Below are 24,675 nucleotides of genomic sequence, written 5' to 3' on the forward strand. Positions count from 1 at the left end.
GCCCGTCTCCTTAAGCCGCGCCCGGCGCCGCAAGACCCGAACGGGCGGCTTCCTCCGGGCCGCGCCCCTCGGGAACCGGGTTGAGGGAGCGCTCCCACAGCGGGCACGATGCCGCCATGACCACGTCCCCCGCCATCCGCCCCTACCGCCCCCAGGACCGGGCGGCCCTCGATGACATCTGTGTGCGCACCGCCCACAACGGCCAGGACAGCCGCCCGCACTACACGGACCCGGCCGTCTTCACGGCGGCGTTCGCGGCCCCCTACGTCCACCTGGAGCCGGACCTGGCCTTCGTCCTGGACGACGGCCGGGGGCAGGCGGTGGGATACGTCCTCGGCACCGCCGACACCCCGCGCTTCGCCGAGCGGTTCCGCACCGAGTGGCTGCCCCTGGTCGCGGACCGCCACCCGGCGCCCCCGCAGCCGCCGCGCACCCCGGACGAGGTGATCGCGGGGCTGCTGCACCGTCCCGAGCGGATGGTCCTGCCCGAACTCGCGGCGTACCCCGCCCACCTGCACATCGACCTGCTGCCCGCGTACCAGGGCCGCGGTCACGGCCGCCGTCTGATGCGCACCCTCCTCGCGGCCCTGCGCGACAGGGGTGCGCCGGCCGTCCACCTGGCCATGGCCACCGCCAACGTCCCCGCCCGGGCCTTCTACGACCGGATGGGGTTCCACGAACTGGACGTGGCCGACCCCGGCGCGGCCACCTTCCTCGGCCGCACCACAGGGGAACTCGACCGGCTCTGACGAAGACGGACCGCGTCCCGCCCCGCCCCGCCCCATCTGCGCTTCTCCCGCCCGGGCACGATGCCGGCCGGGGCCCGAGTGCCGGGTGCTTTCTGAGAGTTCGGCGAAAATCTCCGAGGCGGCTGAACACGCGCGCGCTCCCGTACGTATGGGGCGAGGGGATTTTCATGTCCGGCAGCCACAAGCGCAGGAGAGCACCCTTGGGACGCAACACGCGAAGACGCCCTACCGGCCCACGACGCGCGACCTTCGCCGCATTCGCACTGATCCTGGGCGGAGGCGGTCTGATGGCCGCGAACGTCTACGCCTCCGCAACGGACGGCTTCTCGGGCGATGACCCCGCCCGTACGCGGTCCGCCGCGGGGATCACCGGGGGCGCCACGATCGACTGCCCGGACGTCGGCACCAAGCTGACCTCGGTGCCCGAGCAGGCCCGTGAGGAGGTCGACAAGGAACTGGCGGCGCTCGACCAGCAGATCGCCAAGGCCTACCAGCAGTTGAGCGAATCGGCCCAGCAGCTGCAGCAGGACGCCGGGTTCGCCGACAACGCGATCATGAACCCGCTGAAGGAGAAGCGGGGCGCCACGCTCGAGCGCATCGCCATCGCCATCGACCGTGTCGGGGACCGCCCCGAAGGCCTCGCGGACCTGGCCGCCTGCACCGTGCGCGAGTCCGGCAACCAGGCCCCGGCCCAGGGCGAGGGCCAGGGCGGCGACGACCGGCAGGACGGCCAGGAGCAGGACCAGGGCGGCCAGGAGCAGGGCAACGGGCAGGGCGCCAACGGCGGTCAGGCGGGCAACGGCCCCGTCGCGGCCGACTTCGCCGACATCAAGAAGGTCCAGCCCAACGTGAACGAGCCGCGCCCGGAGGGCAACGCCTCCCGCGGCTCCTTCGCGACCAGCTGCGGCGTGAACGAGAACGGCCTGTTCAACTCGGACAACATCATCGCCGCGCCGGGTGTCACCAACGGCGCCCACCACTTCCACGACTACGTGGGCAACCAGGCCAACAACGCCTTCGCCAGCGACCAGGACCTCGCCGCCGCGGGGACCAGCTGCGACGACCAGGGCGACAAGTCCTCCTACTATTGGCCCGTGCTGCGTCTGCAGAACGGCGCCCAGGAACAGGACGCGCAGAAGCCGGGCGGCGGCATCGAGGGCAACGCCGGCGAGATCGTGACGCCGAAGCAGGTCACGCTGAACTTCGTGGGCAACCCGCGCGAGAAGGTGACGGCCATGCCGCGCCTGCTGCGCATCATCACGGGCGACGCCAAGTCGTTCGTCAACGGCCCCGCGAACGCCAACGCGTCCTGGAGCTGCACGGGCTTCGAGGACCGGCAGCTGAAGGACAAGTACCCGCTGTGCCCGCAGGGCAGTGACGTGGTGCGCACGTTCAAGTTCCAGAGCTGCTGGGACGGCCGTAACATCGACAGCGCCAACCACCGTACCCACGTGGCGTTCGCGGACGCCGCGGGCGCCTGCCCGTCCGGCTTCCGCGCGATCCCGCAGCTGGTCCAGCGCATCGTCTACGACGTCGACGCGCCCAGCCTCCAGGACGGCGGCCGCACGACCCCGCTCTTCGCGGTCGACTCCTTCCCGGAGCAGCTGCACAAGCCGGTCACCGACCACGGCGACTTCATCAACATCTTCGACGAGAAGCTGATGGGGGAGATGGTCGACTGCATCAACGAGGGCCGCACGTGCGGCGCCGGCGCGGGCGGCGGACAGGAACCGGCACCGAGCGAGGAGCCGACGAAGGAACCGACGAAGGAGCCCACGAAGGAACCGACCAAGGAGCCGACGAAGGAGCCCCAGGAGCCGACCAGGACCCCGGACGCTCCGCAGGGCGGCGACGACGGCGGCAAGCCGGCCGACCAGCCCGGCGACGACCAGGGCGACGACGGCAAGGGCGACGACGGCAAGGGCGACAACGGCGGCAAGGGCGGTGACGACGGTGGTGACGGCGACGCGTCGGAGCCCCCGGCGGACGAGCCGGCTCCCGGACAGGAGCCCGACGACGCCACGACGGCCCCCGGCAAGGCCGAGCCCGAGGTGAAGGCGACCGACGCCCGCGAGCAGGGCGGCGGCGCGGGCAAGGACGAGGACAGCGACGGCCTCGGCGACGGCCAGGCCGTCGGCACGGCCACCAGTGCCCCACCGGCCTCGACGGCTCCGTCGCAGACCGAGCCGCAGGCGGCCGGCGGAGGCGGCCTGGCCGACACCGGCGCCCAGCTGTGGCCGGCCGCGGCCGGCGCCGTCCTGGTCGTCGCGGGCTTCGTCGTCCTGCGACGGGGGCGGCGGGCCTAGGGTCCGTCCTCGCGGACCGAGACGGCGGTGGGGTCCTTCCTCAGGACGGATCCCACCGCCGTTCGTCGTGCCGGGGGCGGGCGGGGCCGGCACCCTTCGGCGGCCGCCGAACCGCCCGCCGTCTAGCGTGGCCCCATGAACCTCACCTGGATCGGCCCGTGCGGCGGAGCGGCGGCGTGAGCCCGTGGGAGATGGTGGCCGTGTTCGCCGCGGGGACGGGCGCCGGCGCCGTCAACGCCGTCGTCGGGTCCGGCACGCTGATCACCTTCCCGGTCCTGCTCGCGGTGGGGTTGCCGCCCGTCACCGCCACGGTCTCCAACGGCCTGGGCCTGGTCCCGGGTTCGCTCAGCGCAGTGTTCGGCTACCGCGAGGAACTGCGCGGACAGGGCCGCCGTGCCCTGCTGCTCGCCGTCGGCGCCGCGCTGGGCGGGCTCACCGGAGCGGTGCTGCTGCTGACCCTGCCCGCGTCGGCGTTCGAGCGGATCGTCCCCGTCCTGGTGGGGCTCGCCCTGGTCCTGGTCGCCTGCCAGCCCCGGATCGCCGAACGGGTCCGCCGCCGTCGCGAGGCGGGAGGCCCCGCCCGCCGGGACGGGGGACCCCTGCTGTTCTGCGGCCTGACGCTCGCCAGCGTCTACGGCGGCTATTTCTCCGCCGCGCAGGGCATCGTCTACGTCGCGTTGATGGGCATCCTGCTCGACGACACGCTCCAGCGCCTCAACGCGGTGAAGAACGTCCTGGCGGCCGTCGTCAGCACCGTCGCCGCCCTGCTCTTCCTCTTCTTCGCCGACTTCGACTGGACGGCCGTCCTCCTCATCGCCGGCGGCTCGGCCCTCGGGGGCCTGCTCGGGGCCAGGACGGGCCGCCGCTTCAGCCCGGCGGTCCTGCGCACCCTGATCGTGTCGGTCGGCACACTGGCCCTGGCCCATCTGGTGCTGCACTGACGCTCACCGCGCCGTACGGGCCCGGGTGCCGCCTCCCTCGGCGTCGATGTGCGGCAGGACCCGGTCCAGCCAGCGCGGGGTCCACCAGGCGTGGCGGCCCAGCAGGGTCATGACGGCCGGGACCATCAGCAGGCGCACGACCGTCGCGTCGATGAGGACGCTGACGGCCAGACCGAGTCCGAGCATCTTGACCACGATGTTGTCGCTGACGATGAACGCCGCGAAGACGCTCACCATGATCAGCGCGGCACACGTGATGACACGGGCGGTGATCTCCAGGGCGTGCGCCACCGACGCCTTGGCGTCCCCGGTGCGCAGCCACGCCTCGTGCACCCGGGACAGCAGGAAGATCTCGTAGTCCATGCTGAGGCCGAAGATGATCGCGAACATCATCATCGGCACGTAGCTCTCGATCGGCACCGTGCCGTTGACCCCGAGGGCCGGTCCACCCCAGCCCCACTGGAAGACGGCGACGACCACGCCGTAGGAGGCGGTGATGGACAGGACGTTCAGCACGGCCGCCTTGACGGCGACGAGCAGGCCCCGGAACACGGCCAGGATGATCAGGAACGCCAGGGCGACGACGACCGCGATGATCACGGGCAGCCGGGAGGCGACGATGTCGCGGAAGTCGACCTGGGCGGCCGTCGTGCCGGTGACGTACCCCTCGGCCGCGGTGCCCTGGACCGCGGCGGGCAGCGTGTCGTCGACCAGCCGGTTGGCGAGGTCGGTGGTCGTGCTGCTCTGCGGGGACTGCTGCGAGTAGACCGTGCCGATCAGGACGTCCCCGTCCTGGGTCGCCGTCAGCGGCGTGACGACGGCCGCGCCCTGCACCGACGAGAGCGTCTGCTGCGCCTTGGACTCCAGGGCGGAGCGCTGGGACTGCGGCACGTCCGTCTGGTCGACGACGACGGTGAGCGGGCCGTTCGAACCGGGTCCGAAGGCGTCGGTCATCAGGTCGTAGGCCCGCCGGTCGGTGAACGACTTCGGGTCGGCCCCGTCGCCGATGTGCCCGAGCTGGATGGACAGCACGGGGATGGCCAGCACCACGATGACGGCGACACCGGCCGTCAGGAACCACAGCGGCCTGCGCTCCACCCGCTGCGCGTACCGGTGCCAGGTCCCTCGAGGTGAGCCGCCGCCCTCGGTGTCGGACTCGGCGACCGGCCGGCGCACCGTCCAGCGGTCGATGTGCCGCCCGAGGAGACCGAGCAGCGCCGGGACGAGGGTGAGCGCGCCGATCACGGCGGAGACGACGGTGACGGCGGCCGCGAGGCCCAGCAGCGAGATGAAGGAGACCCCGGAGGCCGACAGACCCGCGAGAGCGATGATCACCGTGCAGCCCGAGACGAGCACGGCGTGCCCGCTGGTGCTCGCGGCCTGCCCGGCGGCCCGCACCGGGTCCATGCCGTCGATGAGGTTCTGCCGGTGACGCGTGATCAGGAACAGGGCGTAGTCGATGCCGACGCCGAGCCCGATCATGGTGGCGAGGGTCGGTGAGACCGTCGCGAAGGTGAAGGCGAGGGCGAGCAGCCCGAGGACGGCGAGCCCGCCCACGACGCTGATCAGGGCGGTGAGCAGCGGGATGCCGGCGGCGATGACGCTGCCGAAGCCGATCAGCAGCACCACGATCGCCACGCCGAAGCCGATGAGTTCGCTCACCCGGTCGTCGGCGTCGGGCCGGGCGAGTTCGCCGAGCGGCCCGCCGTACTCGACCTCGGCCCCGGCCGACCGCAGGGGCTGGACGGCGTCGTCGACCCCCTGGAGGTAGCCGTCGCCCAGGGTCGAGGGCTGCTGGTCGAAGCGGACGGTGATGTACGCGGTCTTGCGGTCGTCGGACAGCGGCCCCACGTTCTGCTGGGACTGCCCGGACGGCGAACCCTGCGCGGTGAGCGGATTCTGCGCCGACAGGACGTGGGGGAGCTTCTCCAGGGCGGTGATCGTGCCGGACATCTGGGAGCCCAGCGAGGTCAGCGGCTCCTGGTCGTCGTGCAGCACGATCTGGCTGCTGTAACCGCCCGCCTGCGGATCGTGCTGCTTCAGCACGTCCAGGCCCTTCTGGGACTGCGCCTGCGGCAGCGAGAAGTTGTCCGAGTACGTACCGCCGGCGAGGTGGTTGGCGACCTGGAGGCCGACCAACGCCACCAGCCAGAGCCCGATGACGATCCCGAAGTGGCGTGCGCACCACTCGCCGAGGCGCCGCAGCACGCCTCCGCGCGCGGCCTTGTCGTCGTCGTCAGCCGTGCGCGTGTGCGGCATGGTCGTCTCCCCGGTCGGCCGGACGTGAATGCCGTCCATTAGAGAGGCGCGGGATCAATCCGCCGCTTCGGACGCGCTGGTCACGCAGGACCGGGCGCCGCGGTTCCCCCGAAAGGCCCGGCCGGCCGGGCGTGCGCGGCGTGCCGTCCGCCGCAGCGCCCCCGAGCCGAGTGCGACACCGAACCCCACCAGGGCGCTGCCCGCCGCCTGGGCCGGGCCGTAGGCGCCGGTGCCGGCGAGCGGGGCCGTGCAGGCCGCGGCGACGGGGATGAGCCCGGAGAACAGGGTGGCCCGTTCGGCGCCGATCCGCTGCATGCCCATGTACCAGCACACGAAGCCCACCACGGTCACCACGACGGCCTGCCACAGCAGGGCGGCGGTCTCCGTGCCGTCCGGGCGCCGCAGCCAGGCGCCACCGTCGAGCAGCAGCCCGAGCACCGCCGACTGCACCGCCGCCACACCGCACACCACGGCGGACAGCAACCGCGGGCCGAGGGGCCGCAGCAGGGGCACGGCGAGCACGGCGAACCCGACCTCCCCGGCCAGGGCACACACGGAGAAGGCGATGCCGGCTCCGTCCGACCGGCCCCAGCCCTGGACGACGAAGGCGCCGGCGGCAACCAGCGACGCCCCGACCAGCACGCCCCGTTGCGGCCCGCGTCCGTCCAGCAGCGGCACCAGCACGGCGACGATCACGGGCGCGCAGCCGACGAAGACGCCGGGCACGGCCGGCTCCGCGGTGCGTTCGGCGGCCAGGACCGCCAGGTTGAAGCCGACCATGCCGACGGCGGCGAGCAGGGCCAGGCGCAGCCACTGACGGGGCGTCAGCATCGCGCACCGGCCGGCCCGGCCCCGCCCGGCCAGGGGCAGGAGCAGGGCGCAGGCCAGTGCGTAGCGCAGGAACTGGCCGCCCGCGTACGGGTAGTCGCCCAGGAGGCTGTTGGCGGTGAAGGACCCTCCGACGAGGACGCAGGCGAGCGCGGCGAGGAGCGCGCCTCGCGTGGTGGTGGCGTTCATGCCGGCGACGCTAGGCAGCCGGGCGGCCCGGGAGGAGGTCCACTTCGGTGCGCGTTGCGTGGACCAATCCGCCCCGGGCCGCGGGGGCCGGCGCGCCGGGGGCGCTTCAGCCGATGTGGTAGCTGTCGCCGTACACCTTCCAGTCCAGCGGGGTGTTCAGGTCGAGGTTGCCGCGGCGCAGGAACACGCGCTGGGCGGTGTCGACGCGGCTGGTGTCGCTGTGGGCCTCCTCCTGCTTCATCGCCCACACGCGGGCGTCGAGGAACGCGTCGAGGTACTTCACCTCGTCACCGCCCTGCGCCGGGGGCCTGGCGGTGCGCAGCGCGCGGTTGCGGATGCTGCGGAAGCCGAGGGGGTCGCCTCCGTCGCCGTGCATCACGAGGGCGTCGTAGTAGGCGAACTGGCCCAGGACGCGCAGTCCGTCGGCCTTGCCCTGGCGGACGGCGGGGCCGAAGTACACGCGGTCGCGCTCGTCGTCCTGCGCCCGCTGGAAGGCGGTGTCCCCGGCCGCCCGGCGCCAGTCGCCGGGGAAGCCCGGGTCGAGTCCGTCGTGCGAGTCGGAGCCGTCGACCTCGCGCAGCGCGGGGAGGTAGCGGGCGAGGACGTTGCCGGGCTTGCGGGCGGTGTAGAGCTCGACGAGGTCGAGCATGTCGCCGGTGCCGGAGCAGAAGCCGATGATGCCGGCGGTGTAGCCCCGGCCGTCCCCGATGTCCTCGATGTAGCGGTACTGCGCCCGCCAGTCGAGCGAGGAGTTCTCCGCGCTCGACACGAGCTGCATGGCGATCTCCTTCTTCGCCGGGTCGTCGAGTCCGAGGGCGCTGACGGACGCCGAGGCGTGTTCCGTCCTCAGGAAGGGAGCGGCCGCGAGGGCCGCCCCGAACAGGGCCAGCACGGTCCGGCGCGTCGCCGGGGTCGAGGCGTGTGTCACGGGGCCTCCAAGCGGAGTGGGGGGTGGGGGAGAGCGGGCCGTGCGAACTGATAGGAAGGTTTCCTATCACCTTGGGGTCGCCGGCGGAACGCCCGGGGCGAAAGTTCGTACGGTCCAACAACTGCGCCCGGCCCGGGAGTCGCCCTCCGCGTACCGCGCGCGTGCTCGCCCGGGCCCGGAACCATCCGCCCCGCCCGTACGTCAACTCTGTGCCCGGTCGGGGCCGATCGCGGGAGAACCGCGGGAGAGGGGAATCGCCGTGGACGAGGCGACGTCGCAGCAGGGGAGCGAGGCGGAGGCCGCCGCCCGTAAGGCCCGGTTCGGGGCTCTGCCGGACCCGGTGCGCGTGGAGGACATGACCGAGGAGCGGGCGGCGACCGCCCCGGACCCGGACCGCACCGCGTACAACCAGGACGAATGGCTCGTGCGCTACTGCCTGTGAGGTGACCCGGCGGGCGGCCCGCGGCCCGGCGGGCCGCCGAGCCGCCCCGCCGTCCCCGCGCACCCGCACGCGGCGCGACACCGCCCGCCTCCGCCCGTGCCCCGCGTGCCCCTTCTGCCGAGGACGTGCTCATGAGGCCCGTGAGGCGTAGCGTCCCGGTAGGAGCGGGAGGACACCATGCCCGGGAGCAACGAGCCGCCCACAGGTGCCGGGTCGCTGGACGACGCCCTCGGGGCGGCCCTGGCCGACACCGTGCGCGGCACGGGTGCGTCGATCGGCGGTCTCTACCTCGTCGAGGACGGCGAACCGGTCCTGCGCCTGGTGGCGCTGTGCGGCCTCCCGCTGGAGTTCAGCGCCCCCTGGCAGCGGCTGCCCCTGTCCGCGCCCGTCCCGGTCGCCGACGCGATCCACGACGACCGCCTCGTGTGGATCGAGAGCCAGGCCGAGATGGCCCGCCGCTACCCCCGGGCCGCCGCCGCACTGCCCTACCCGTTCGCCCTGGCCGCGGTACCGCTGTCCGGCGTGCGGCGGCGCTGGGGCGGCATCGTGCTCATGTGGCCCGCCGGACGACCGCGCCGGGTCACCCCCCGCGAGCACGGCCACCTCGTCTCCAGCGCCCGCCGCACGGCCCGCCTGCTGGACGACGCCACCGAGCCGCCCGGCCTGCCCGACCGGCCCCGCGTGGTGCCGGTCGACGCCGCCCACCATCCCGTGCAGACCGGTCTGGCCGCGGCCGACTACCTCGAACGCCTCCCCGAGGGCGCCCTCTCCCTCGACCTGGAGGGCCGCATCACCTTCGCCACCGGCTCCGCCGCCCGCCTGCTCGGCCGCCCCGTCGACCGGCTCCTGGGCACCCGGCCCTGGCACTCGCTCCCCTGGCTGGACGAACCCGTCCACGAGGACCACTACCGCACGGCGATGGTCAGCCGCATGCCTGTGACGTTCACCGCGCTGCGCCCGCCCGACCAGCCGCTGACCTTCCAGCTCTACCCCGACAACAGCGGCATCAGCGTGCGCGTCGTCCCGGGCGGCGAACCGTCCGGCACCGCGCCGCCACCCGCCGCCCGGCCCTCGACGCAGGCCTCCGCGGGGCGCCTGCACCAACTGGTCCACCTGGCCGCCGCCCTCACCGAGGCCGTCACCGTGCGCGACCTGGTCGCGCTGATCACCCACCAGATCCTGCCCGCCTTCGGAGCCCAGGGCCTGGTCCTGTCCGCCGCGGACGCGGGCCGGCTGAAGATCACCGGCTACCACGGCTACCCGTCCGAGGTCATGGAGCGGCTCGACGCCCTGGCCCTGGACACCGACCTCACCCCCGCCGGGCAGGTCCTCGCCAGCGGCACACCCGCCTTCTTCGCGCACCCGTCCGAGATGGCCGCCAGCTATCCCGGAGCACCGCAGATCAGCGGCAAACAGGCCTGGGCGTTCCTCCCGCTGGTCATCTCCGGCCGCCCGGTGGGCTGCTGCATCCTGTCCTACGAGCAGCCCCACCAGTTCAGCGCCGAGGAACGCGCCGTCCTCACCTCCCTGTCCGGCCTCATCGCCCAGGCCCTGGACCGGGCCCGCCTCTACGACGCCAAACACCGCCTCGTCGGCGAACTCCAGCGTGCCCTGCTGCCCCGCGCCCTGCCCCGGCTCGCCCACCTGGACGTGGCCGCCCGGTACCTGCCCGCCGGGCACGGCATCCAGGTCGGCGGCGACTTCTTCGACGTGTTGCGCCTGAACGAGACGACCGCCGCCGCCGTCATCGGCGACGTGGAGGGCCACAGCATGGCCGCCGCCGCCCTGATGGGCCAGGTCCGCACCGCCATCCACGCCCACGCCACGGCCGGCGCCGCCCCCGGCGAGGTCCTCGCCCGCACCAACCGCCTGCTGGCCGACCTGGACTCGGAACTGCTCGTCTCCTGCCTCTACGCCCACCTCGACCTGGCCCGCCACGAGGTGTCCTTCGCCAGCGCGGGGCACGTGCCCCCGCTGCTGCGCCCCGCCGACGGCCCCGCCGCCGTCCTCGACGTCGAGCCGGGCCCGCTGCTGGGCATCGACACCGGCGTCCGTTACCCGGTCACCAGGGCGCCGCTGCATCCCGGTACCACCCTCGTGCTGTACACCGACGGCCTCGTCGAACTGCCCGGAACGGACACCACCCGGGCCACCGCCGACCTGGCCGGCCGCCTGGACGCCGGCGACGGCCGGGATCTGGAGGGCACAGCGGACCGGCTCGTCCACCGCACGGCGGGCACCGGGCCGTACACCGACGACGTCACCGTGCTCGTGCTGCGTACCACCCGCACCGACGACGGTCGGCGCTGATCCGGCCGGCCCTGCGCACCGCCGGCCGCCGCCCGGTGCGGCTCGCGCCGCGCCCGCCGGCGGGCGTTCAGCGATAGGCCGTCAGCAGCAGCGCCACGTCGTCGGGCCGTTCCCGGGCGCGCCGGGCCGTGCTCATCAGCCGGTCGGCCAGGTGCTCGACCGAGTCCGCCGGGGTGTCGGACAGGCAGCGGCGGACGGTGTCGATGCCCGTCTCGATGTCGCTGCCGGGCCGCTCCACGAGCCCGTCGGTGTACAGGGCCAGCACACTGCCCGGGGCGAGGGTCAGTTCGGTGACCGGGTACTCCGCGTCGGGCTCCACGCCGAGCATGACGCCTCCCGCGAGGAGCAGCGTCTCGCTGCGGCCGTCCCCGTGGCGCAGCAACGGCGGCGGATGCCCGGCCCGTACGGCCTTGGCGCGTCCGGTGCGCGGGTCCAGTTCGATGTAGCAGCAGGTGGCGAAGGCGTCCGCCTCCAGCTCGGCCAGCAGCCGGTTGGTGTGGGTGATGACCTCCTGCGGGGGCCGCCCGCTCGCCGCGAAGGCGTGCACGGCGCTGCGCAGCTGGCCCATCACCGCCGCGGCGCCGACACTGTGACCCTCGACGTCCCCGATGACCAGGGCCACCCCCCGGTCCGTGGTGATCACGTCGTACCAGTCGCCGCCGATGGCCATGCCCTGGGTGCCGGGCAGGTAGCGGCCGGCGGTGCGCAGCCCCTCCACCGTGGGCAGCCGGTGCGGCAGCAGCCCCTCCTGGAGGCCGCGGGCGACGGCGGACTCGGCGTCGTACAGCCGCGCCCGCTCCATCGCCTGGGCGGTGAGTCCGCTGAGGGCGGTGAGGGCGGACCGTTCGTCGGGGGTGAAGCGGTGCGGGGCGTCCCAGCCGAGGATGCAGGAGCCGACAGGGTGTCCCGAGGCGATCAGCGGCAGGAACGACCAGGCGTGCATCCGGTCCAGGGCGATGCCCGGGTAGGCCAGCGACAGGTCTTGCGGCGACTCGAAGAACAGCGGGAGCCGGGTGGTCAGGGCGTGGACGCCGGGGAGCTGCGTGTCGAGGCTGACGCCCTCGAAGGGGGTGAGGAAGCCCTCCGGGTAACCGGACTCCCACAGCAGGTACATACGGCCCTCGTGCATCGTGTACAGGGCCAGCTCGCGCGCCCCGAAGGCGGGCAGCAGCTGCTCGGCCACCGCCCGGCACACGTCCCGCACGGTGACCGCCTCCGTGAGGACGCTGGCCATCTGCACCACGTGGTAGAGCGCTCCGGCGCGGGCCCCGACGGCGGGCTCCGGGGGCGGTGCCGAGCCGGCCGCGCGGTCCGCCGCGGCCGGCGCCCCGGACGGGCCGGCCCCGACCGGCGCGTCCGTGGGGTGGATCCGGCCGGTCAGGCCATGCACGTCCGGGTACAGCACGAAGCTCAGCCAGGTGCCGTCGGGGGGCCGCACCAGGAACGACACCTGCTCCTGGGAGAACATCGCGGCGCGGTAGCGGTCCTCGTAGGCGGGGTCCCGCAGCCAGGTGATGACGCCCCAGGGGTGGCGGCCCAGCAGTTCCTCCCGGCCGCAGCCGAGCAGTTCTTCGCAGCGGCGGTTGGCGTAGGTGAGCCGCCCCTCCTGGTCCAGGGAGAACAGCCCGTCCGGCAACCGCTCGGCGGCCTCGGCGGCCGTCAGCCCGCCCACGGCGTCCACCAGGGCCCCCACCAGCATCCCCGCCGAACCCCCCTCGACGACATGGCCCCACAGCTCGACGGGCCGGTAGCCGGCCGCCCCACCGCCCGGCGAGGCCTCCCGCACCCGGAAGCGCCGGTTTCTGACCCGTCCCGACGTCAGCGCGTCCGTCCGGCAGGCCCGCAGCTCGTGCAGGTCGTCCGGGCTGATCCGGGCCTCGACCTCCGCGATGGTCTCGCCGAAGCCGGACCGGGGGATGCCGAGCAACGCCAGCGCCTCCTCGTCCGCCGTGCACCGGCCGCTGTCCAGGTACCAGTCGAGCAGCCCGACGCGGACGGGGTGGAGGGCGGAGGTGGGCAGCCGCACCCCGAGCGGCTCGCCGTCGTACTCGACGCGCGGCGCCGCCGGTGCGCCATGGCTGCTCGCCGGGCGGCCGAGGTTGCCCTCCACGGCCCGGCGGGCCGGTTCCAGCGCCGCGGCCACCGACGCCGGGTCCAGGGGTGCGCGCGCCGCCGACCGCAGCACCACCAGCACGCCCACCGTCTCGCCCCCGGCGTGGACGGGCTGGTAGGCGGACCCGAAGGAGTAGGGCAGCCCTGCGGTGAAGTGCGGGAAGCGCACCATGGTGGCCCGCTCGTCGGGCAGCCACAGCACCTCGTCGCGCCGGTAGGCCTCCGACATCGGCAGCGCGCCGCCCACCGGCACCCGCCACCAGCTCCTGAGCAGCGAGCGCGGCACACCGGCGACCATCGCCAGCACCAGCGAGCGCCGGTCGCACGAGCGCAGGTAGACCAGCCCGCCGTAGCCCCCGAGGTCCCGTACCGCCTCGGTCAGCGGGCCCGCCAAGGCGTCCTCGAGCGGGCCCGCGCCCGCGGGCCCGGCCCGGCCGCCGGCCTCGCCGGGGCGTCGGTCACGGGGTGACCACGGCCCGTCCGGAGCGGCTGCCTCATCCATGTCGCGTCCTCCCGGTACGGACGCCCGGGACATCCATCGCTCCCCCCAGGATGTGCCATCCTCGGCGCTCCGGCGCGGCAAGTACAACCTTTCGGCCCGGTGGGCCGTCTCATCGGTATCACCAGCACGCAAGCCCGGGGGGCGGCAATGGTACGTATCAGAACAGCATGTGCGACTCTCGCGATCGTGGGGGCCACGGTGGGCGTGGCGGCGGTTCCCGCCGCCGCCGCACCGGTGGCGGCCCGCACCGCCACGACCGCGTCCTGCCCGACCGGCTGGGGCAGCCTCGCCAAGTCCGCGGCCACCACCGAGGTGGCCCCGGTCAGGGACATCCGCACCGGCCGGCACGACTGCTACGACAGGATGGTCGTCGACGTGCCCGGCGCGGGCAGCGGCGTCGGCTACACGGTCCAGTACGTCGACGCCCTCTACCAGGACGGGTCCGGCCGCCACATCCCCGTGGCCGGCGGCGCCGTCCTGGAGGTGCGCGTGGGTGCCCCGGCCTACGACCCCGAGACGGGCGCGGCCACCTACCCCGGGCAGGTGGCGCGTCCGCTGCCGGGCGTGGACCTCACCGGCTACCGCACCTTCCGTGACACGCGGTACGCCGGCAGCTTCGAGGGGGAGACCCAGATCGGCCTCGGCGTCCGTGCCCGGCTGCCGTTCCGGGTGCTGCAGCTGGACGGCCGCATCGTCGTGGACGTCGCCCACAGCTGGACCGCCACGCGCTGAGTCCAGCGGGCGCCCGGACCGGCCGCGTCCGGGCGCCCGCCCTCAGCGGTCGCGCAGCCGGCCCAGTCCCTCCAGCGTCCGGGCGGCCGCGCCGGCCAGCCGCGGCCGGTCGCGCACGAAGCGGCGGGCCGCCCGGGCCGGTTCCCGGCCCAGCCGGTGCACGGCCCCGCCCGGCACCGGACGCACCACCGCTCCCTCGTACACCCGCAGGTCGCCGGTCTTGAGGGACTCCTTGTAGCGCGCCGGGCCGCTGCCCAGGTCGACCGTCTCCACGCCGTCGGCCGCCGCGGCCCGCAACATCCGCAGGTGCAGCACCAGGCCGGGGGAGTACCGCGCACAGTCGCGGTCGTAGGCCGGGAACCACCACGACAGCACCGTGCGCGAGCGCAGACCGAAATGCGCGGCCACGGGCCGGTCCCCGGCGTACAGCACGGACAGCACGCCCCGGCACTCCCGGTCCTCGCTCTCGCCCAGCAGGCCCACCAGCCGGGTGATCCACTCCTGCGCGAAGCGGTCCCGCCGGCCCGTGCGCCGGTACTGCGCCGACTTCCACGCCATCAGCGCCCGCAGCGCCCGCGGATCCCGCGAGTCGTGGACGAACCGCACCTCGCCGACCCGCCGGCCCAGCCTGCGCTCCTTGGCCAGGGTCTGCTTCAGGAACCCCGGCGACCTGGCCCGCAGGCCCTCGGCGTACCGCTCGTAGCCCCCGGTGAGATCGACGACGGGCGAGGCGAGTTCCTCGGCCGCGTACGGCGCGCACCAGCCCTGACCGGCTTCGAGGTTGTCGAACTCCCACGAGGACAGCCCGCAGACCCGCAGCAGCCGGTGGGCGTCCGGCCGGACGCCGGGCCGCAGCACGGCGCCCTGGCTGTCGGACACCCCCAGCCCGATGGCCCGCCCCCGGCCCCACATCCCCCTCTCGTACGGGAAGTAGCCCACGGGGGAGCCGTCCTCCAGCAGGGCCGCCACTCTGGCCCCGGGCCTGACCCGGCCCACCGCCTGCGTGAACGCCGGGTCGAGGAAGGGGTTGGCCGGGGCACCCGACTCGGTGCGGATCTCCCGCCACATCTTCACGTCGTCCGGGCCGAGTTCGTCCGGCCGCAGAACGACGACGCGCTTTTCGGGCATCACTGCCTCCTGTGTCATCGGCGTGGGGACACACGAAGGCCTGCACATCACCGCGATCGGGTACCGGGGCGGTACTCGGGCCGCACGGCGCAGGCGCCTGTCGGTACGGCCCTTCTCAGCAGCGGAACGCCTGCAGTTCGACGGCGCGAGGAGGCGTCGCGGCCGTCGCCGGAGCCCGTGCCGGCCCCGTGGCGCGGACCTCCGCGCCGTCCCGGACCGCTCCGGCGGCCGCGGCGGCCGGAGCCTGCGCGCCGGCCGCGCCCCCGGTCCGCGGCGTGCGGGCGAGGAGGCGCCGCAGCGAGGCGTCCCCGTCGCACGGACACGACTCCCCGGCCGCCTCGGCCCCGGAGTCCGGGGCCGGACCGGTCACCGCCGTCTCCGCGGGCGCGGTGACCGTCACGGCCGCGGGCCCGTCGTCCGCCGGCCCGGGTGCGAGCAGGGGCAGCAGGAGCAGGCAGGCCACGGCCACCAGGCACAGCACCGCTGCCCGTCGTTCCCGCACGTCGCCCCCTGACCTGCGCGCCGGGGGACGAAGACCGGCGGGCCCGTCCTGGAGGACCTGCGCGGAACCGGCCCCCCGACACGGCCGGCCGCGGCTTCCAGTAGGTCCGAGCCCGGCCCGCCCCGTCAAGCCCCGGCCCGGTGTTCGCCCTCTGCCCGGTGCCCTCGCGAGCGGACCACCGCGCGGCGGACGACGGGTCGGTGCGGCACCCGGCCGCCCGGCAGGGGATCCGAGTCAGTCCACGCCGTCGACCTCCCGGACCAGTTCGATCGCCCTGCCGAGCGTGGCGAGCCGGGCGTCGAGCGTCTCGCCCGCCGGGTAGAGCCGGACCGTGTCGACACCGGCGTCGCGCCACACGCGCAGCCGGCGCCGGACCATGTCCTCGGTGCCGATCAGCGTGGTGGCCAGCACCATCTCGTCCGTCACGAGCGCCGCGGCCCCGTCCCGGTCGCCCGCCTGCCAGCGCTCACGGACCTCCGCGGCGACCTCGGCCCAGCCCTGGCGGCTGTAGGCACGGTTGTAGAAGTTGGTGGACGCCGAGCCCATGCCGCCCAGGCTGAAGGCGAGTTCCTTCTTCCGGCCGGCGACCATGGCGGCCAGGGCCTCCTCGTCCGGGGCGAACGCGACCTCGGCGCCCTGGCACACGTCGAACCCGGCCCGGTCGCGCCCCGCGGCGGACAGCCCCTCCTCCAGCGGGGCGAAGTAGGCCTCCGCGGCGCCCTCGGGCACGAAGCTGGTGCCGAGCCAGCCGTCCGCGACCTGCCCGGTCAGCCGCAGCATGGCGGGCGAGAGCGCGGCCAGGTAGACGGGCACGGGGTGCTCGGCCCGCAGGGACAGCCGCATCGGCACCGCTTCCCCACCGGGCAGCGGGATCGTGAACTCCGAGCCGCTGTGCGCGATCCTGCCGCCCGCGACCACCTGCCGGACGATCTCCACCGTCTCGCGCACCCGGGCGACGGGCCGGGCGAACGGCACCCCGTGCAGCCCCTCCATGACCTGCGGCCCGGACGGCCCGAGCCCCAGCAGGAAGCGCCCGCCGGAGAGGTTGGAGAGGGTGACGGCGGTCTGTGCCAGGGCGACCGGTGTGCGCGTGCCGACCTGCATCACCCCCGAGCCGAGCAGCATCCGCCGGGTGTGCGCGGCGTAGTAGCCCAGGGCGGAGGGGGCGTCCGAGCCCCACGCCTCGGCCACCCAGCAGATGTCTAGGCCGAGTTTCTCGGCCTCGACGACGAAATCGGCCTGCCGGGACCAGGAGCCGAACCCGGACGCCTCCACGGTCGTCGCCGTGCGCATCACGCCTCCGCCCGTCGCTTGACGTGCTCCAGCGTGGCGGTCATGGCCCGCTCGAACTCCCGCAGCCGCACGAAGACGATCTTCTGCTCCTTGTCGGGCATCGCGTCGATGGCGAAGGACAGCCCGGAGCGGCCGGGGCCCATCCGCATCCACTGGGTCAGAGCCGTGCCGCCGTCGCCCGGCCGGAGTCCGAACCGCCACAGCGCGCTGGGCGCCGCGGGCTCCCCGACCGCCCAGGCGAACTCCCGCCCGGGTTCGCACGCGACGACGGTGGAGGTGGTCTCCCACTCGCCGAACCGCTCGTGCCGGCTGCGACCGACGAACCGGGCCCCGACGGCAGGGCCGGTGGCCCCGTCGGCCCAGCGCGCCGACAGCAGCTCCCCGCTCATCTCCGGCATCAGCGTCACGTCCGACACGACCTCCCACACCCGGCCCGGCGGGGCGTCGACCCAGGTCGCCACCTCCACCGTCGGCTGATCCGCGTACCGCGCACCCGTCCACTCCATCGCGAGCCGGCCTCCTCGCCGTCGACAGCAACGAACTGCAGAGTTGCGTAATGAGACTGACTGGTCAAGGGGGTGGGTCCGCACCGCGGGCCGTGAGGCCGGCCGACGTGCACCGCCGCGCGGGAACGAGGTCGTGCGCGCCGCGTACGCTACGGGTGGCTCCGCCCCGGAGGATCTTCACGGCCGACCGGCCCAGCGGCGGGGGAGCCGTGAGCGACGACGGCGGCCGAGCCGGCGCGTCGGCGGGCACCGAGGTCGCGGCCGGGCGCGATCCGCCGGTCCGCCCGCGCCCGGCCTTCGAGCGGAGGACGAGATGGGATCGGCGATGAGCGAGCGGCAGCACCGCCGGCAGCGATGGGCCGCGAGGGCGGCCCTGGCCGCGGCCGCCCTCGCGGTGCTGCTGCCCCTCGTCGCGGGCGGGCTGGGCGGACTGCTGCTGCTCGCGGCCGGCGTGGCGGGGCTGGGCCTGACCGCCGCCGCGCTCTGGTGGGTGCTGTCCCGGCGCGGCGTGGTCCGCATGGCGGCCGGCGCGCTGGCCGTCGTCGCCCCGGTCGCCCTGCTCACCCTCTTCGCCGCGGCGAACCTGCTGTGGGTGGTGTTCGTGTCCCTGCTGCTGTGGTCCGGCGCGGTGTGGAGCGGCCGCTACGCGCTGCGCAGCACCGGTCTGCGGGCGGTGCGCGTCAAGGAGTACCGGACACCTCCGCCCGAGCGGCCCTTCCTGCTGCTCAACCCGCGCTCCGGCGGCGGCAAGGTGGAGCGGTTCCAGATCAAGGAGAAGGCCGAGGCGCTGGGCGCCCGGGTCGTCCTGCTCGACCCGGACCGGCAGCAGGACGTCACCGCCCTGGCCCGCGCCGCCGTGGCCGACGGAGCCGACCTGCTGGGCGTCGCGGGCGGCGACGGCACCCAGGCCCTGGTCGCCGCCGTCGCGGCGGAGCACGGCCTGCCCTTCCTCGTCATCGCGGCCGGCACCCGCAACCACTTCGCCATGGACCTCGGCCTGGACCGCGAGGACCCCGCCACCTGTCTGGACGCCCTCACCGACGGGGTGGAACTCCGCGTCGACCTCGGCTTCGCCGAGGACCGGCCGTTCGTCAACAACGCGTCCTTCGGCGTGTACGGGGCCGTCGTGCAGAGCCCCGGCTACCGCGAGGACAAGGTGGGCGCCGCACTGGAGCGGCTGCCCGACCTGCTCACCCGGCAGAGCGGACCCCGCCTGACCGCCCGGGCCGACGGCACGACCGTCGCCGACCCGCAGGCCGTGCTGGTGAGCAACAACGCCTACCGCATGGACGACCCCTTCGGCTTCGGCCGCCGCGAACGGCTCAACTCCGGGCGGCTCGGCGTGCTCGCCGTCCGCGTGGACAGCGCCGTGGAAGCGGCCGAACTGCTGCTCTCCCCGCGGCCGGAGGGGCTGACGGTGCTGACCGCCCAGCACGTCCTGGTGGAGGCCGACGAACCGCACCTGGAGGTCGGCCTCGACGGCGAGGCGCTCACCCTGCCCTCACCCGTCCACTGCCGCATCGCCCGGCGTGCCCTGCGCGTGCGCGTGCCCCGCGACCGGCCCGGGGTGCCGGAGGCGCCGCCGCGTCTGGACTGGCGGCGGCTGCGCAAACTCGCGGCCGCCGTCGGCCGCACGGCAGCCCCCAGCCGTTCCCACCGCCCCTGACCCAGCGCCCTCCGTGGCTGGGTCAGCGCCCTCCGGGACGTCTCCCCTCGCCCTCCGGGCCCGGAACTGCTCCCACGCCGGTGGCGCCTGACCCGCGCCGGTGGTGCCTCACGCCGGGCTCGCCGGGACTGCTCCCGCGCCCTCCGGGTCCGGGGCTGCTCCCGCGCCGGAGGCGCCTGGCGCTGCGTCCGCTGTGACTGCTCCTGCGCCCGTGGCGCCTGTCGCCGCGCCGGTCGCTCGGCAGGGCGTTGCGCGCTGTCATGCACGACGGTTCCGCGCTGTCATGCGCCAAATCCCCGCTGTCACGCCCGTGAACTGCCCTGCCCGTTGCGCACACCCCGCACTGTCCAGCACCAGCGCTGCCAGCTGGCACGCACGAGGTCCCCCGTGCCGTCCGGCACGGAGGACCTCAGGGACAGGGAGCCGCCGGCGGGGCTCAGGCGCTCTTCGGGGCCGCCTGCTGCACGACCTCGAAGGACCACAGGGTCGAGCCGCTCGCGGCCGGCCTGGGGCGCTCGCCGCCCTTACCGCCGCCCTGGTGCGCCGACTTCATGGGCCCCTCCATCCACGCCTGGAAGGACGCCTCGTCCCGCCACCGCGTGTAGACCAGGTAGGTGTCGGTGCCCTCCACGGGCCGGAGCAGTTCGAACCACTCGAACCCGTCGGAGTTCTCCACGGCGTGCGCGCGGGAGGCGAAGCGCTTCTCCAGCGTCTCCCGCTGCTCGGCCGGCACGGTCAGCACGTTGATCTTGACTACGCTCATGGCCCCATCCTGCCCCATGAGCCGTCCGCGGCGGTCGACGGAGGCGCTCACGCCCGCCCCGGTCCACCCCGGACGGCGTGCGGGCGGGGCCTGGACACCCGGATCAGCTCTGCTTCCCGCCCTGCTTCAGGATCTTGCCGGTCACATCGGTGACCTGCCCGGCCGGCGGCGCGTCCGCCTCCACCTCCGTGCCGAAGTCGGTGAAGTCCATGACCGTGCGCACGGTGAACCGCTGCGGAGCGGACGAGGACTCCGAGGACGAGCGCTCCTGCGACTGCGCCGGCGCCTTGACGGTCATGTCGATCTGCTGCCGCCGCATCCGGCCCTCGTCGTCGAGCCACACGTCCATCGGCAGGGTGGGGCCGACCTGCTTGCGCAGCGTCTCGCCGTTGGGCAGTTCGGCGACGTCGACGGAGACGCGGTAGCGGGTCGTGCGCACACCGTCGATCGTCTCCGTGCCCTTTTTGGTCACGTCCTTGTCGGTGATCGCCTTGGCGTACGCCGCCGACTGCGCGGGATCGCTCACGGAGCCGTCGCCGGCGCCCTGCTGTGCGGCGACCTTCCCGATGTCGATCTTGACCCAGGGCTTGCCGCCGGGCGCCTGGCCCTTCGGCATCTTCTGGTACAGGATCCGGTCGATCACCCGCTGCTCGATCCGCTGACCCTGCACGGTGACCGTCATGACGCTGTCGCCGTCCTCCAGGTCGACGGCGCCCTGCCCGTTCGCGGTCTCCGAGCGGCCCTCCGCGGAGGTCTGCACGCGCAGCCTGACCTTGGCGGTGTCCTCCTCGGCGGTCCTGTCGTAGGCCGAACGCACCGCCCGCGTGCCCTGCTCGTCGGCCCCGGCGCTCGACTTCGCCGAGGAGGCCCCCGCCTCGTCCTTCGCGTCGCCGTCGTCGCCGCAGCCGACCAGCAGCGTGCCCGCCAGGACACCGGCGATCCCTAAGGCGCAGAGCCTCCTGCCGTTGCCTGCCCCGACCATGGAACCAGCTCCTCTCAGGTGTGTGACGCCACCCAAGTGCCCAAGCCGGGCGTCAACACACCTACAAGTGCGAGGAGTTGCTCGTCGGGACGAACGTGACGTCCGGGTCAGTGCCCGCGGCTGCGCAGCTTGCCGAGCAGACGCTGGGCCTGCGCCCGCTTGCGGGGGTCGGCGGCGGCCCGCCGCGCCTGCTCCACGGCCCTGCGGCCCTGCGGGCTGCGGGCGAAGTCCTTGATGCGGTTGAGCATTCCGGCCATGACGCACCTTCCTCGGTGTTCGGGTGTTCGGGTGTTCGGGTGTTCGGGTGTTCGGGTCTTCGGTGTTCAGGTCTTCCGGTCTTCGGGTCTTCGGTGTTCGTTTGTCGGTCCGTAGCCCGACTACCCCCGTCTCGCGGAGCTCAGGCACCCGTTGGCCCGCCCGGCGCGCGACCGAACGGGTTTGCGCCGGGAGACAGAGGCAAGGCGGTGTCACATGACTGAAGAGAACAAGCGCACGAATCAGAAGGCGACCACGACGCAGACGGCCGAGTCCAAGGCCCGACGCGCCACGGACAAGGCGACCGCGCCGGCGTCCCAGGCCGCGAAGCGTGCGGCTGGTAAGGCCGGTGACGCCACGTCAGCGGCCAAGGCGGGCGCCGAGCGCACGGCCGAGACGACGAAGTCGGCGGCGCAGACCGCGGCCAAGTCCGTCGAGGCCGGGCGTCAGGCGGTCGTGACGGCCTCCGGTCATGTCGCCGCCACGGCGAAGACGGCCTGGACGGTCATCGCCCACCGCAAGCTCGTCGCCGCGGGTGTCGGAGCCGGCCTCACCGTGCTGAGCGCCGCCTCCTACGCCGTGGGCCGCCGCGCGGAGCGCGGTGCGCACGGGCCGCTCACCCGGCTCACCGGCGGGCGGATCTGAGCGTGGCCGGCACGTACGGCGTGCCGGCCACGAGGGACACAGGCGGCGCGGCGCGTCACCGGGCGAACCGGGGACCCGTAGCGCCGCCCTCTCGTGTGCACGGACGCGGCCGGAAGCGCTGACATCCCCGGGGCACGGCAAGCCGCCGGCGTCCCGCGGCCCGGTCCGGGGCGGCACTCACATCCGGCCGCCGCCGGGGTGCCCCTCTCGCGCGGCGCGGCCGCGACGGGGAAGGATGTGACGCAAGCGAACGAACAACCCATGCGGAGGAGCGGGCCATGCAGCACCAGCGAGCGGGCAGTCCGGCCGGACCCGAGGATCTCGTCGACGTCGCCAGGCTGGTCACCGCCTACTACGCGCTCCACCCGGACCTGGACGACCCGGGGCAGCGCGTCGCGTTCGGAACCTCCGGGCACCGCGGCTCGTCCCTGGCGAGCGCGTTCAACGACGACCACATCGCCGCGACGAGCCAGGCCATCTGCGAGTACCGCGCCGAGCAGGGCGTCGACGGCCCCCTCTTCCTGGGCGCCGACACGCACGCCCTGTCGGAGCCGGCGCGCGTCACGGCCCTGGAGGTGTTCGCCGCCAACGAGGTGACCGTGCTGATCGACCAGGCGGACGGCTACACGCCGACCCCGGCCGTCTCGCTCGCCATCCTCAGCCACAACCGCGGCCGCACCACCGGCCTCGCGGACGGCGTCGTGGTCACGCCCTCCCACAACCCGCCCGGCGACGGGGGCTTCAAGTACAACCCGCCCAGCGGCGGCCCGGCCGCCTCCGACGCGACCTCCTGGATCCAGGACCGCGCCAACGAGATCATCCGCGGCGGCCTGAAGGACGTACGCCGCATCCCCTACGCCCGGGCCCTGTCCGCCCCGGGCACCGGCCGCTACGACTTCCTGGGCGCCTACGTCGCCGACCTGCCCGGCGTGCTCGACCTGGACGCGATCCGCTCGGCCGGGGTGCGCATCGGCGCCGACCCCCTCGGCGGCGCGTCGGTCGCGTACTGGGGCCGCATCGCCGAGCAGCACGGGCTCGACCTGACCGTGGTCAACCCGCACACCGATCCCACCTGGCGCTTCATGACGCTGGACTGGGACGGCAAGATCCGCATGGACTGCTCCTCCCCGTACGCGATGGCCTCGCTCATCGAGCAGCGGGACCGCTTCCAGGTCGCCACCGGCAACGACGCCGACGCCGACCGGCACGGCATCGTCACGCCGGACGCGGGCCTGATGAACCCCAACCACTACCTGGCCGTCGCGATCTCCTATCTCTACGCGCACCGCGACCGCTGGCCGGCCGGCACCGGCGTCGGCAAGACCCTGGTGTCCTCCGCGATGATCGACCGCGTCGCCGCCGACCTGGGCCGCGAACTGGTCGAGGTGCCGGTCGGGTTCAAGTGGTTCGTCGACGGGCTGATCGGCGGCACCATCGGCTTCGGCGGCGAGGAGTCGGCCGGTGCGTCGTTCCTGAGGCGGGACGGTTCCGTGTGGACCACCGACAAGGACGGCATCCTCCTGGCGCTGCTCGCCGCGGAGATCACCGCCGTCACCGGCAGGACCCCGTCCGAGCACTACGCGGCGCTGACCGCCCGCTTCGGCGAGCCTGCCTACGCGCGCATCGACGCGCCCGCGACGCGCGAGGAGAAGGCCCTGCTCGCGAAGCTGTCCCCGGCGCAGGTCACCGCGGACACCCTGGCCGGCGACGCCGTCACGGCCGTCCTGACCGAGGCGCCCGGGAACGGCGCGGCGATCGGCGGGATCAAGGTCACCACGGACAACGCCTGGTTCGCGGCCCGCCCCTCGGGCACCGAGGACGTCTACAAGGTGTACGCCGAGTCGTTCCTCGGCCCCGACCACCTGGCACAGGTCCAGGAGGAGGCCAAGGCCGTGGTGCTGGCCGCCCTGTCCGCCTGAACGACGGCACACCGCAGCCCGGGCCGCCTCCACGCGGCCCGGGCTGCGGTGTCCCGGGCGCGGCCGCCGCCGCGCGTCCGGGTCGGGGGTGGCTCAGGTGCGCAGGCTGCGGGCGGGCAGGACGACGTGTGCCGACGCGGCCATGGCCGCCTCGTCCGAGGTGAACGCGGCGAGGGTCTCCACGTCACCGGGCTCGGCGCCGGCCGGCCAGGGGCGGGTGGCGAAGATGAGGTAGGCGAAGCCGAGTTCGGCCACGGCCTCCAGCCAGCTCTCCGGCGGGACGAACTGCGACGTGAGGTGCTGCACGGTCAGGACGGCCGACCCGGGCACGACGAGCAGGCTGACCGGCAGGCTGGGCCGCTGGGTGGCGTGCACGAGCCCCTCGCCCGGGGGCAGCCCGGCGCTCGTCAGCAGCCGCTCGACCGCCTTCGAGGTGGCCTCCGGGCCGCCCTGACCGTCGCCGAGGGAGCAGGCCAGGAGGTAGGGGACGTCCCCGTCGGGGGTCGTGCCCCGCCAGGACTGGACGACGAGCGAACCCAGGTCGTCGGTGGGTGCGGACTGCGTTTCGGGTGAGATCGAGGTCACCGCGGCACGGTATCGGCGCACCGCACCCCGTCCGGCCCGCCGTCACCCGACTGGACCAGTCGGCGCCGGGCTCTCCACACGATCGAGGGGTGCGCACCTCGAACCCGGGATACAGGACACTGGAGGAAGATCC

At 74.4% G+C, this 24,675-nt stretch carries 21 protein-coding genes; 9 read left to right on the plus strand and 12 right to left on the minus strand.

The window, feature by feature from the left end; translation table 11 throughout:
* Window positions 1-116 precede the first annotated feature (116 nt).
* From ACZ6ZN_RS17480 to ACZ6ZN_RS17490, 3 genes are all read left to right on the plus strand, one after another.
* Entirely contained in the window at window positions 117-749 is a 633-nt protein-coding gene (locus tag ACZ6ZN_RS17480; protein WP_469647083.1) for a GNAT family N-acetyltransferase, read from the plus strand.
* Window positions 750-1,036: 287 nt separating this feature from the next.
* Window positions 1,037-3,055: a DUF1996 domain-containing protein gene (locus ACZ6ZN_RS17485; RefSeq protein ID WP_469647085.1), complete on the plus strand. Its 2,019-nt coding sequence runs from the start codon at window positions 1,037-1,039 to the stop codon at window positions 3,053-3,055.
* Between the two features lie 176 nt (window positions 3,056-3,231).
* A complete protein-coding gene (locus ACZ6ZN_RS17490) occupies window positions 3,232-3,996 on the plus strand; it encodes a sulfite exporter TauE/SafE family protein (RefSeq protein WP_398108155.1) in 765 nt (254 codons plus the stop codon).
* A gap of 3 nt (window positions 3,997-3,999) precedes the next feature.
* Here the strand turns inward: ACZ6ZN_RS17490 and ACZ6ZN_RS17495 are convergent, their stop codons facing one another.
* The 3 genes from ACZ6ZN_RS17495 to ACZ6ZN_RS17505 form a co-directional block, all read right to left on the minus strand.
* Window positions 4,000-6,255 carry an MMPL family transporter gene (locus ACZ6ZN_RS17495; protein ID WP_451879043.1) on the minus strand — a complete coding sequence of 752 codons (2,256 nt, stop codon included), beginning with the start codon at window positions 6,253-6,255 and terminating at the stop codon, window positions 4,000-4,002.
* Window positions 6,256-6,309: 54 nt separating this feature from the next.
* Entirely contained in the window at window positions 6,310-7,272 is a 963-nt protein-coding gene (locus ACZ6ZN_RS17500) for a DMT family transporter (RefSeq protein WP_451879044.1), read from the minus strand.
* A gap of 106 nt (window positions 7,273-7,378) precedes the next feature.
* On the minus strand, window positions 7,379-8,200 hold the full coding sequence (locus ACZ6ZN_RS17505; RefSeq protein ID WP_451879045.1) for a chitosanase: 822 nt from the start codon (window positions 8,198-8,200) through the stop codon (window positions 7,379-7,381).
* 259 nt (window positions 8,201-8,459) lie between these two features.
* On the opposite strand from ACZ6ZN_RS17505, the gene ACZ6ZN_RS17510 reads away from it, so the two are divergent.
* Window positions 8,460-8,642 carry a hypothetical protein gene (locus ACZ6ZN_RS17510; RefSeq protein ID WP_398108151.1) on the plus strand — a complete coding sequence of 61 codons (183 nt, stop codon included), beginning with the start codon at window positions 8,460-8,462 and terminating at the stop codon, window positions 8,640-8,642.
* Between the two features lie 177 nt (window positions 8,643-8,819).
* Window positions 8,820-10,952, plus strand: coding sequence for a SpoIIE family protein phosphatase (locus ACZ6ZN_RS17515; protein WP_451879046.1), 2,133 nt, complete (start codon window positions 8,820-8,822; stop codon window positions 10,950-10,952).
* A gap of 67 nt (window positions 10,953-11,019) precedes the next feature.
* Here the strand turns inward: ACZ6ZN_RS17515 and ACZ6ZN_RS17520 are convergent, their stop codons facing one another.
* Window positions 11,020-13,566, minus strand: coding sequence for a SpoIIE family protein phosphatase (locus ACZ6ZN_RS17520; protein ID WP_469647092.1), 2,547 nt, complete (start codon window positions 13,564-13,566; stop codon window positions 11,020-11,022).
* Window positions 13,567-13,713: 147 nt separating this feature from the next.
* On the opposite strand from ACZ6ZN_RS17520, the gene ACZ6ZN_RS17525 reads away from it, so the two are divergent.
* Complete coding sequence (locus ACZ6ZN_RS17525; protein WP_451879048.1) at window positions 13,714-14,298, plus strand: AMIN-like domain-containing (lipo)protein; 585 nt, start codon at window positions 13,714-13,716, stop codon at window positions 14,296-14,298.
* Between the two features lie 42 nt (window positions 14,299-14,340).
* Here ACZ6ZN_RS17525 and ACZ6ZN_RS17530 read toward each other — a convergent pair whose 3' ends face one another.
* From ACZ6ZN_RS17530 to ACZ6ZN_RS17545, 4 genes are all read right to left on the minus strand, one after another.
* Window positions 14,341-15,426, minus strand: coding sequence for a GNAT family N-acetyltransferase (locus ACZ6ZN_RS17530; RefSeq protein ID WP_469647095.1), 1,086 nt, complete (start codon window positions 15,424-15,426; stop codon window positions 14,341-14,343).
* A 115-nt stretch (window positions 15,427-15,541) separates the two neighbouring features.
* On the minus strand, window positions 15,542-15,928 hold the full coding sequence (locus ACZ6ZN_RS17535; protein ID WP_469647098.1) for a hypothetical protein: 387 nt from the start codon (window positions 15,926-15,928) through the stop codon (window positions 15,542-15,544).
* A 234-nt stretch (window positions 15,929-16,162) separates the two neighbouring features.
* Window positions 16,163-17,221 carry an LLM class flavin-dependent oxidoreductase gene (locus tag ACZ6ZN_RS17540; RefSeq protein WP_469647101.1) on the minus strand — a complete coding sequence of 353 codons (1,059 nt, stop codon included), beginning with the start codon at window positions 17,219-17,221 and terminating at the stop codon, window positions 16,163-16,165.
* Window positions 17,221-17,727: an SRPBCC family protein gene (locus ACZ6ZN_RS17545; RefSeq protein ID WP_469647103.1), complete on the minus strand. Its 507-nt coding sequence runs from the start codon at window positions 17,725-17,727 to the stop codon at window positions 17,221-17,223. Before ACZ6ZN_RS17545 ends, ACZ6ZN_RS17540 begins: the two co-directional genes overlap by 1 nt.
* A 313-nt stretch (window positions 17,728-18,040) precedes the next feature.
* Between ACZ6ZN_RS17545 and ACZ6ZN_RS17550 the strand changes: the two genes are divergently transcribed.
* A complete protein-coding gene (locus tag ACZ6ZN_RS17550; RefSeq protein ID WP_469647105.1) occupies window positions 18,041-19,393 on the plus strand; it encodes a diacylglycerol/lipid kinase family protein in 1,353 nt (450 codons plus the stop codon).
* Between the two features lie 436 nt (window positions 19,394-19,829).
* On the opposite strand, the gene ACZ6ZN_RS17555 is transcribed toward ACZ6ZN_RS17550, so the two are convergent.
* From ACZ6ZN_RS17555 to ACZ6ZN_RS17565, 3 genes are all read right to left on the minus strand, one after another.
* Window positions 19,830-20,156 carry an antibiotic biosynthesis monooxygenase family protein gene (locus ACZ6ZN_RS17555; protein ID WP_469647109.1) on the minus strand — a complete coding sequence of 109 codons (327 nt, stop codon included), beginning with the start codon at window positions 20,154-20,156 and terminating at the stop codon, window positions 19,830-19,832.
* A 103-nt stretch (window positions 20,157-20,259) separates the two neighbouring features.
* Window positions 20,260-21,138 carry an SCO4651 family lipoprotein gene (locus tag ACZ6ZN_RS17560; RefSeq protein WP_469647111.1) on the minus strand — a complete coding sequence of 293 codons (879 nt, stop codon included), beginning with the start codon at window positions 21,136-21,138 and terminating at the stop codon, window positions 20,260-20,262.
* Window positions 21,139-21,245: 107 nt separating this feature from the next.
* Complete coding sequence (locus ACZ6ZN_RS17565) at window positions 21,246-21,395, minus strand: hypothetical protein (RefSeq protein ID WP_398108140.1); 150 nt, start codon at window positions 21,393-21,395, stop codon at window positions 21,246-21,248.
* A 214-nt stretch (window positions 21,396-21,609) separates the two neighbouring features.
* Between ACZ6ZN_RS17565 and ACZ6ZN_RS17570 the strand changes: the two genes are divergently transcribed.
* Entirely contained in the window at window positions 21,610-22,038 is a 429-nt protein-coding gene (locus ACZ6ZN_RS17570) for a hypothetical protein (RefSeq protein WP_398108139.1), read from the plus strand.
* A 278-nt stretch (window positions 22,039-22,316) separates the two neighbouring features.
* Complete coding sequence (pgm, locus tag ACZ6ZN_RS17575) at window positions 22,317-23,957, plus strand: phosphoglucomutase (alpha-D-glucose-1,6-bisphosphate-dependent) (RefSeq protein WP_469647114.1); 1,641 nt, start codon at window positions 22,317-22,319, stop codon at window positions 23,955-23,957.
* Between the two features lie 93 nt (window positions 23,958-24,050).
* Here pgm and ACZ6ZN_RS17580 read toward each other — a convergent pair whose 3' ends face one another.
* Window positions 24,051-24,542 (minus strand): DUF5949 family protein, encoded by a 492-nt coding sequence (locus ACZ6ZN_RS17580; protein ID WP_398108137.1) that lies wholly within the window; start codon window positions 24,540-24,542, stop codon window positions 24,051-24,053.
* Window positions 24,543-24,675: the final 133 nt, after the last annotated feature.

This window comes from Streptomyces sp. NPDC053665, assembly GCF_055585285.1.

Bases quoted from the DNA above. Each gene is read 5' to 3' on its own strand.
- ACZ6ZN_RS17480 (WP_469647083.1), top strand. From the start codon at position 117: ATGACCACGTCCCCCGCCATCCGCCCCTACCGCCCCCAGGACCGGGCG.
- ACZ6ZN_RS17485 (WP_469647085.1), top strand. From the start codon at position 1,037: ATGGCCGCGAACGTCTACGCCTCCGCAACGGACGGCTTCTCGGGCGAT.
- ACZ6ZN_RS17495 (WP_451879043.1), bottom strand. From the start codon at position 6,255: ATGCCGCACACGCGCACGGCTGACGACGACGACAAGGCCGCGCGCGGA.
- ACZ6ZN_RS17500 (WP_451879044.1), bottom strand. From the start codon at position 7,272: ATGAACGCCACCACCACGCGAGGCGCGCTCCTCGCCGCGCTCGCCTGC.
- ACZ6ZN_RS17515 (WP_451879046.1), top strand. From the start codon at position 8,820: ATGCCCGGGAGCAACGAGCCGCCCACAGGTGCCGGGTCGCTGGACGAC.
- ACZ6ZN_RS17520 (WP_469647092.1), bottom strand. From the start codon at position 13,566: ATGGATGAGGCAGCCGCTCCGGACGGGCCGTGGTCACCCCGTGACCGA.
- ACZ6ZN_RS17525 (WP_451879048.1), top strand. From the start codon at position 13,714: ATGGTACGTATCAGAACAGCATGTGCGACTCTCGCGATCGTGGGGGCC.
- ACZ6ZN_RS17530 (WP_469647095.1), bottom strand. From the start codon at position 15,426: ATGCCCGAAAAGCGCGTCGTCGTTCTGCGGCCGGACGAACTCGGCCCG.
- ACZ6ZN_RS17540 (WP_469647101.1), bottom strand. From the start codon at position 17,221: ATGCGCACGGCGACGACCGTGGAGGCGTCCGGGTTCGGCTCCTGGTCC.
- ACZ6ZN_RS17545 (WP_469647103.1), bottom strand. From the start codon at position 17,727: ATGGAGTGGACGGGTGCGCGGTACGCGGATCAGCCGACGGTGGAGGTG.
- ACZ6ZN_RS17550 (WP_469647105.1), top strand. From the start codon at position 18,041: ATGGGATCGGCGATGAGCGAGCGGCAGCACCGCCGGCAGCGATGGGCC.
- ACZ6ZN_RS17555 (WP_469647109.1), bottom strand. From the start codon at position 20,156: ATGAGCGTAGTCAAGATCAACGTGCTGACCGTGCCGGCCGAGCAGCGG.
- ACZ6ZN_RS17560 (WP_469647111.1), bottom strand. From the start codon at position 21,138: ATGGTCGGGGCAGGCAACGGCAGGAGGCTCTGCGCCTTAGGGATCGCC.
- ACZ6ZN_RS17565 (WP_398108140.1), bottom strand. From the start codon at position 21,395: ATGGCCGGAATGCTCAACCGCATCAAGGACTTCGCCCGCAGCCCGCAG.
- ACZ6ZN_RS17570 (WP_398108139.1), top strand. From the start codon at position 21,610: ATGACTGAAGAGAACAAGCGCACGAATCAGAAGGCGACCACGACGCAG.
- pgm (WP_469647114.1), top strand. From the start codon at position 22,317: ATGCAGCACCAGCGAGCGGGCAGTCCGGCCGGACCCGAGGATCTCGTC.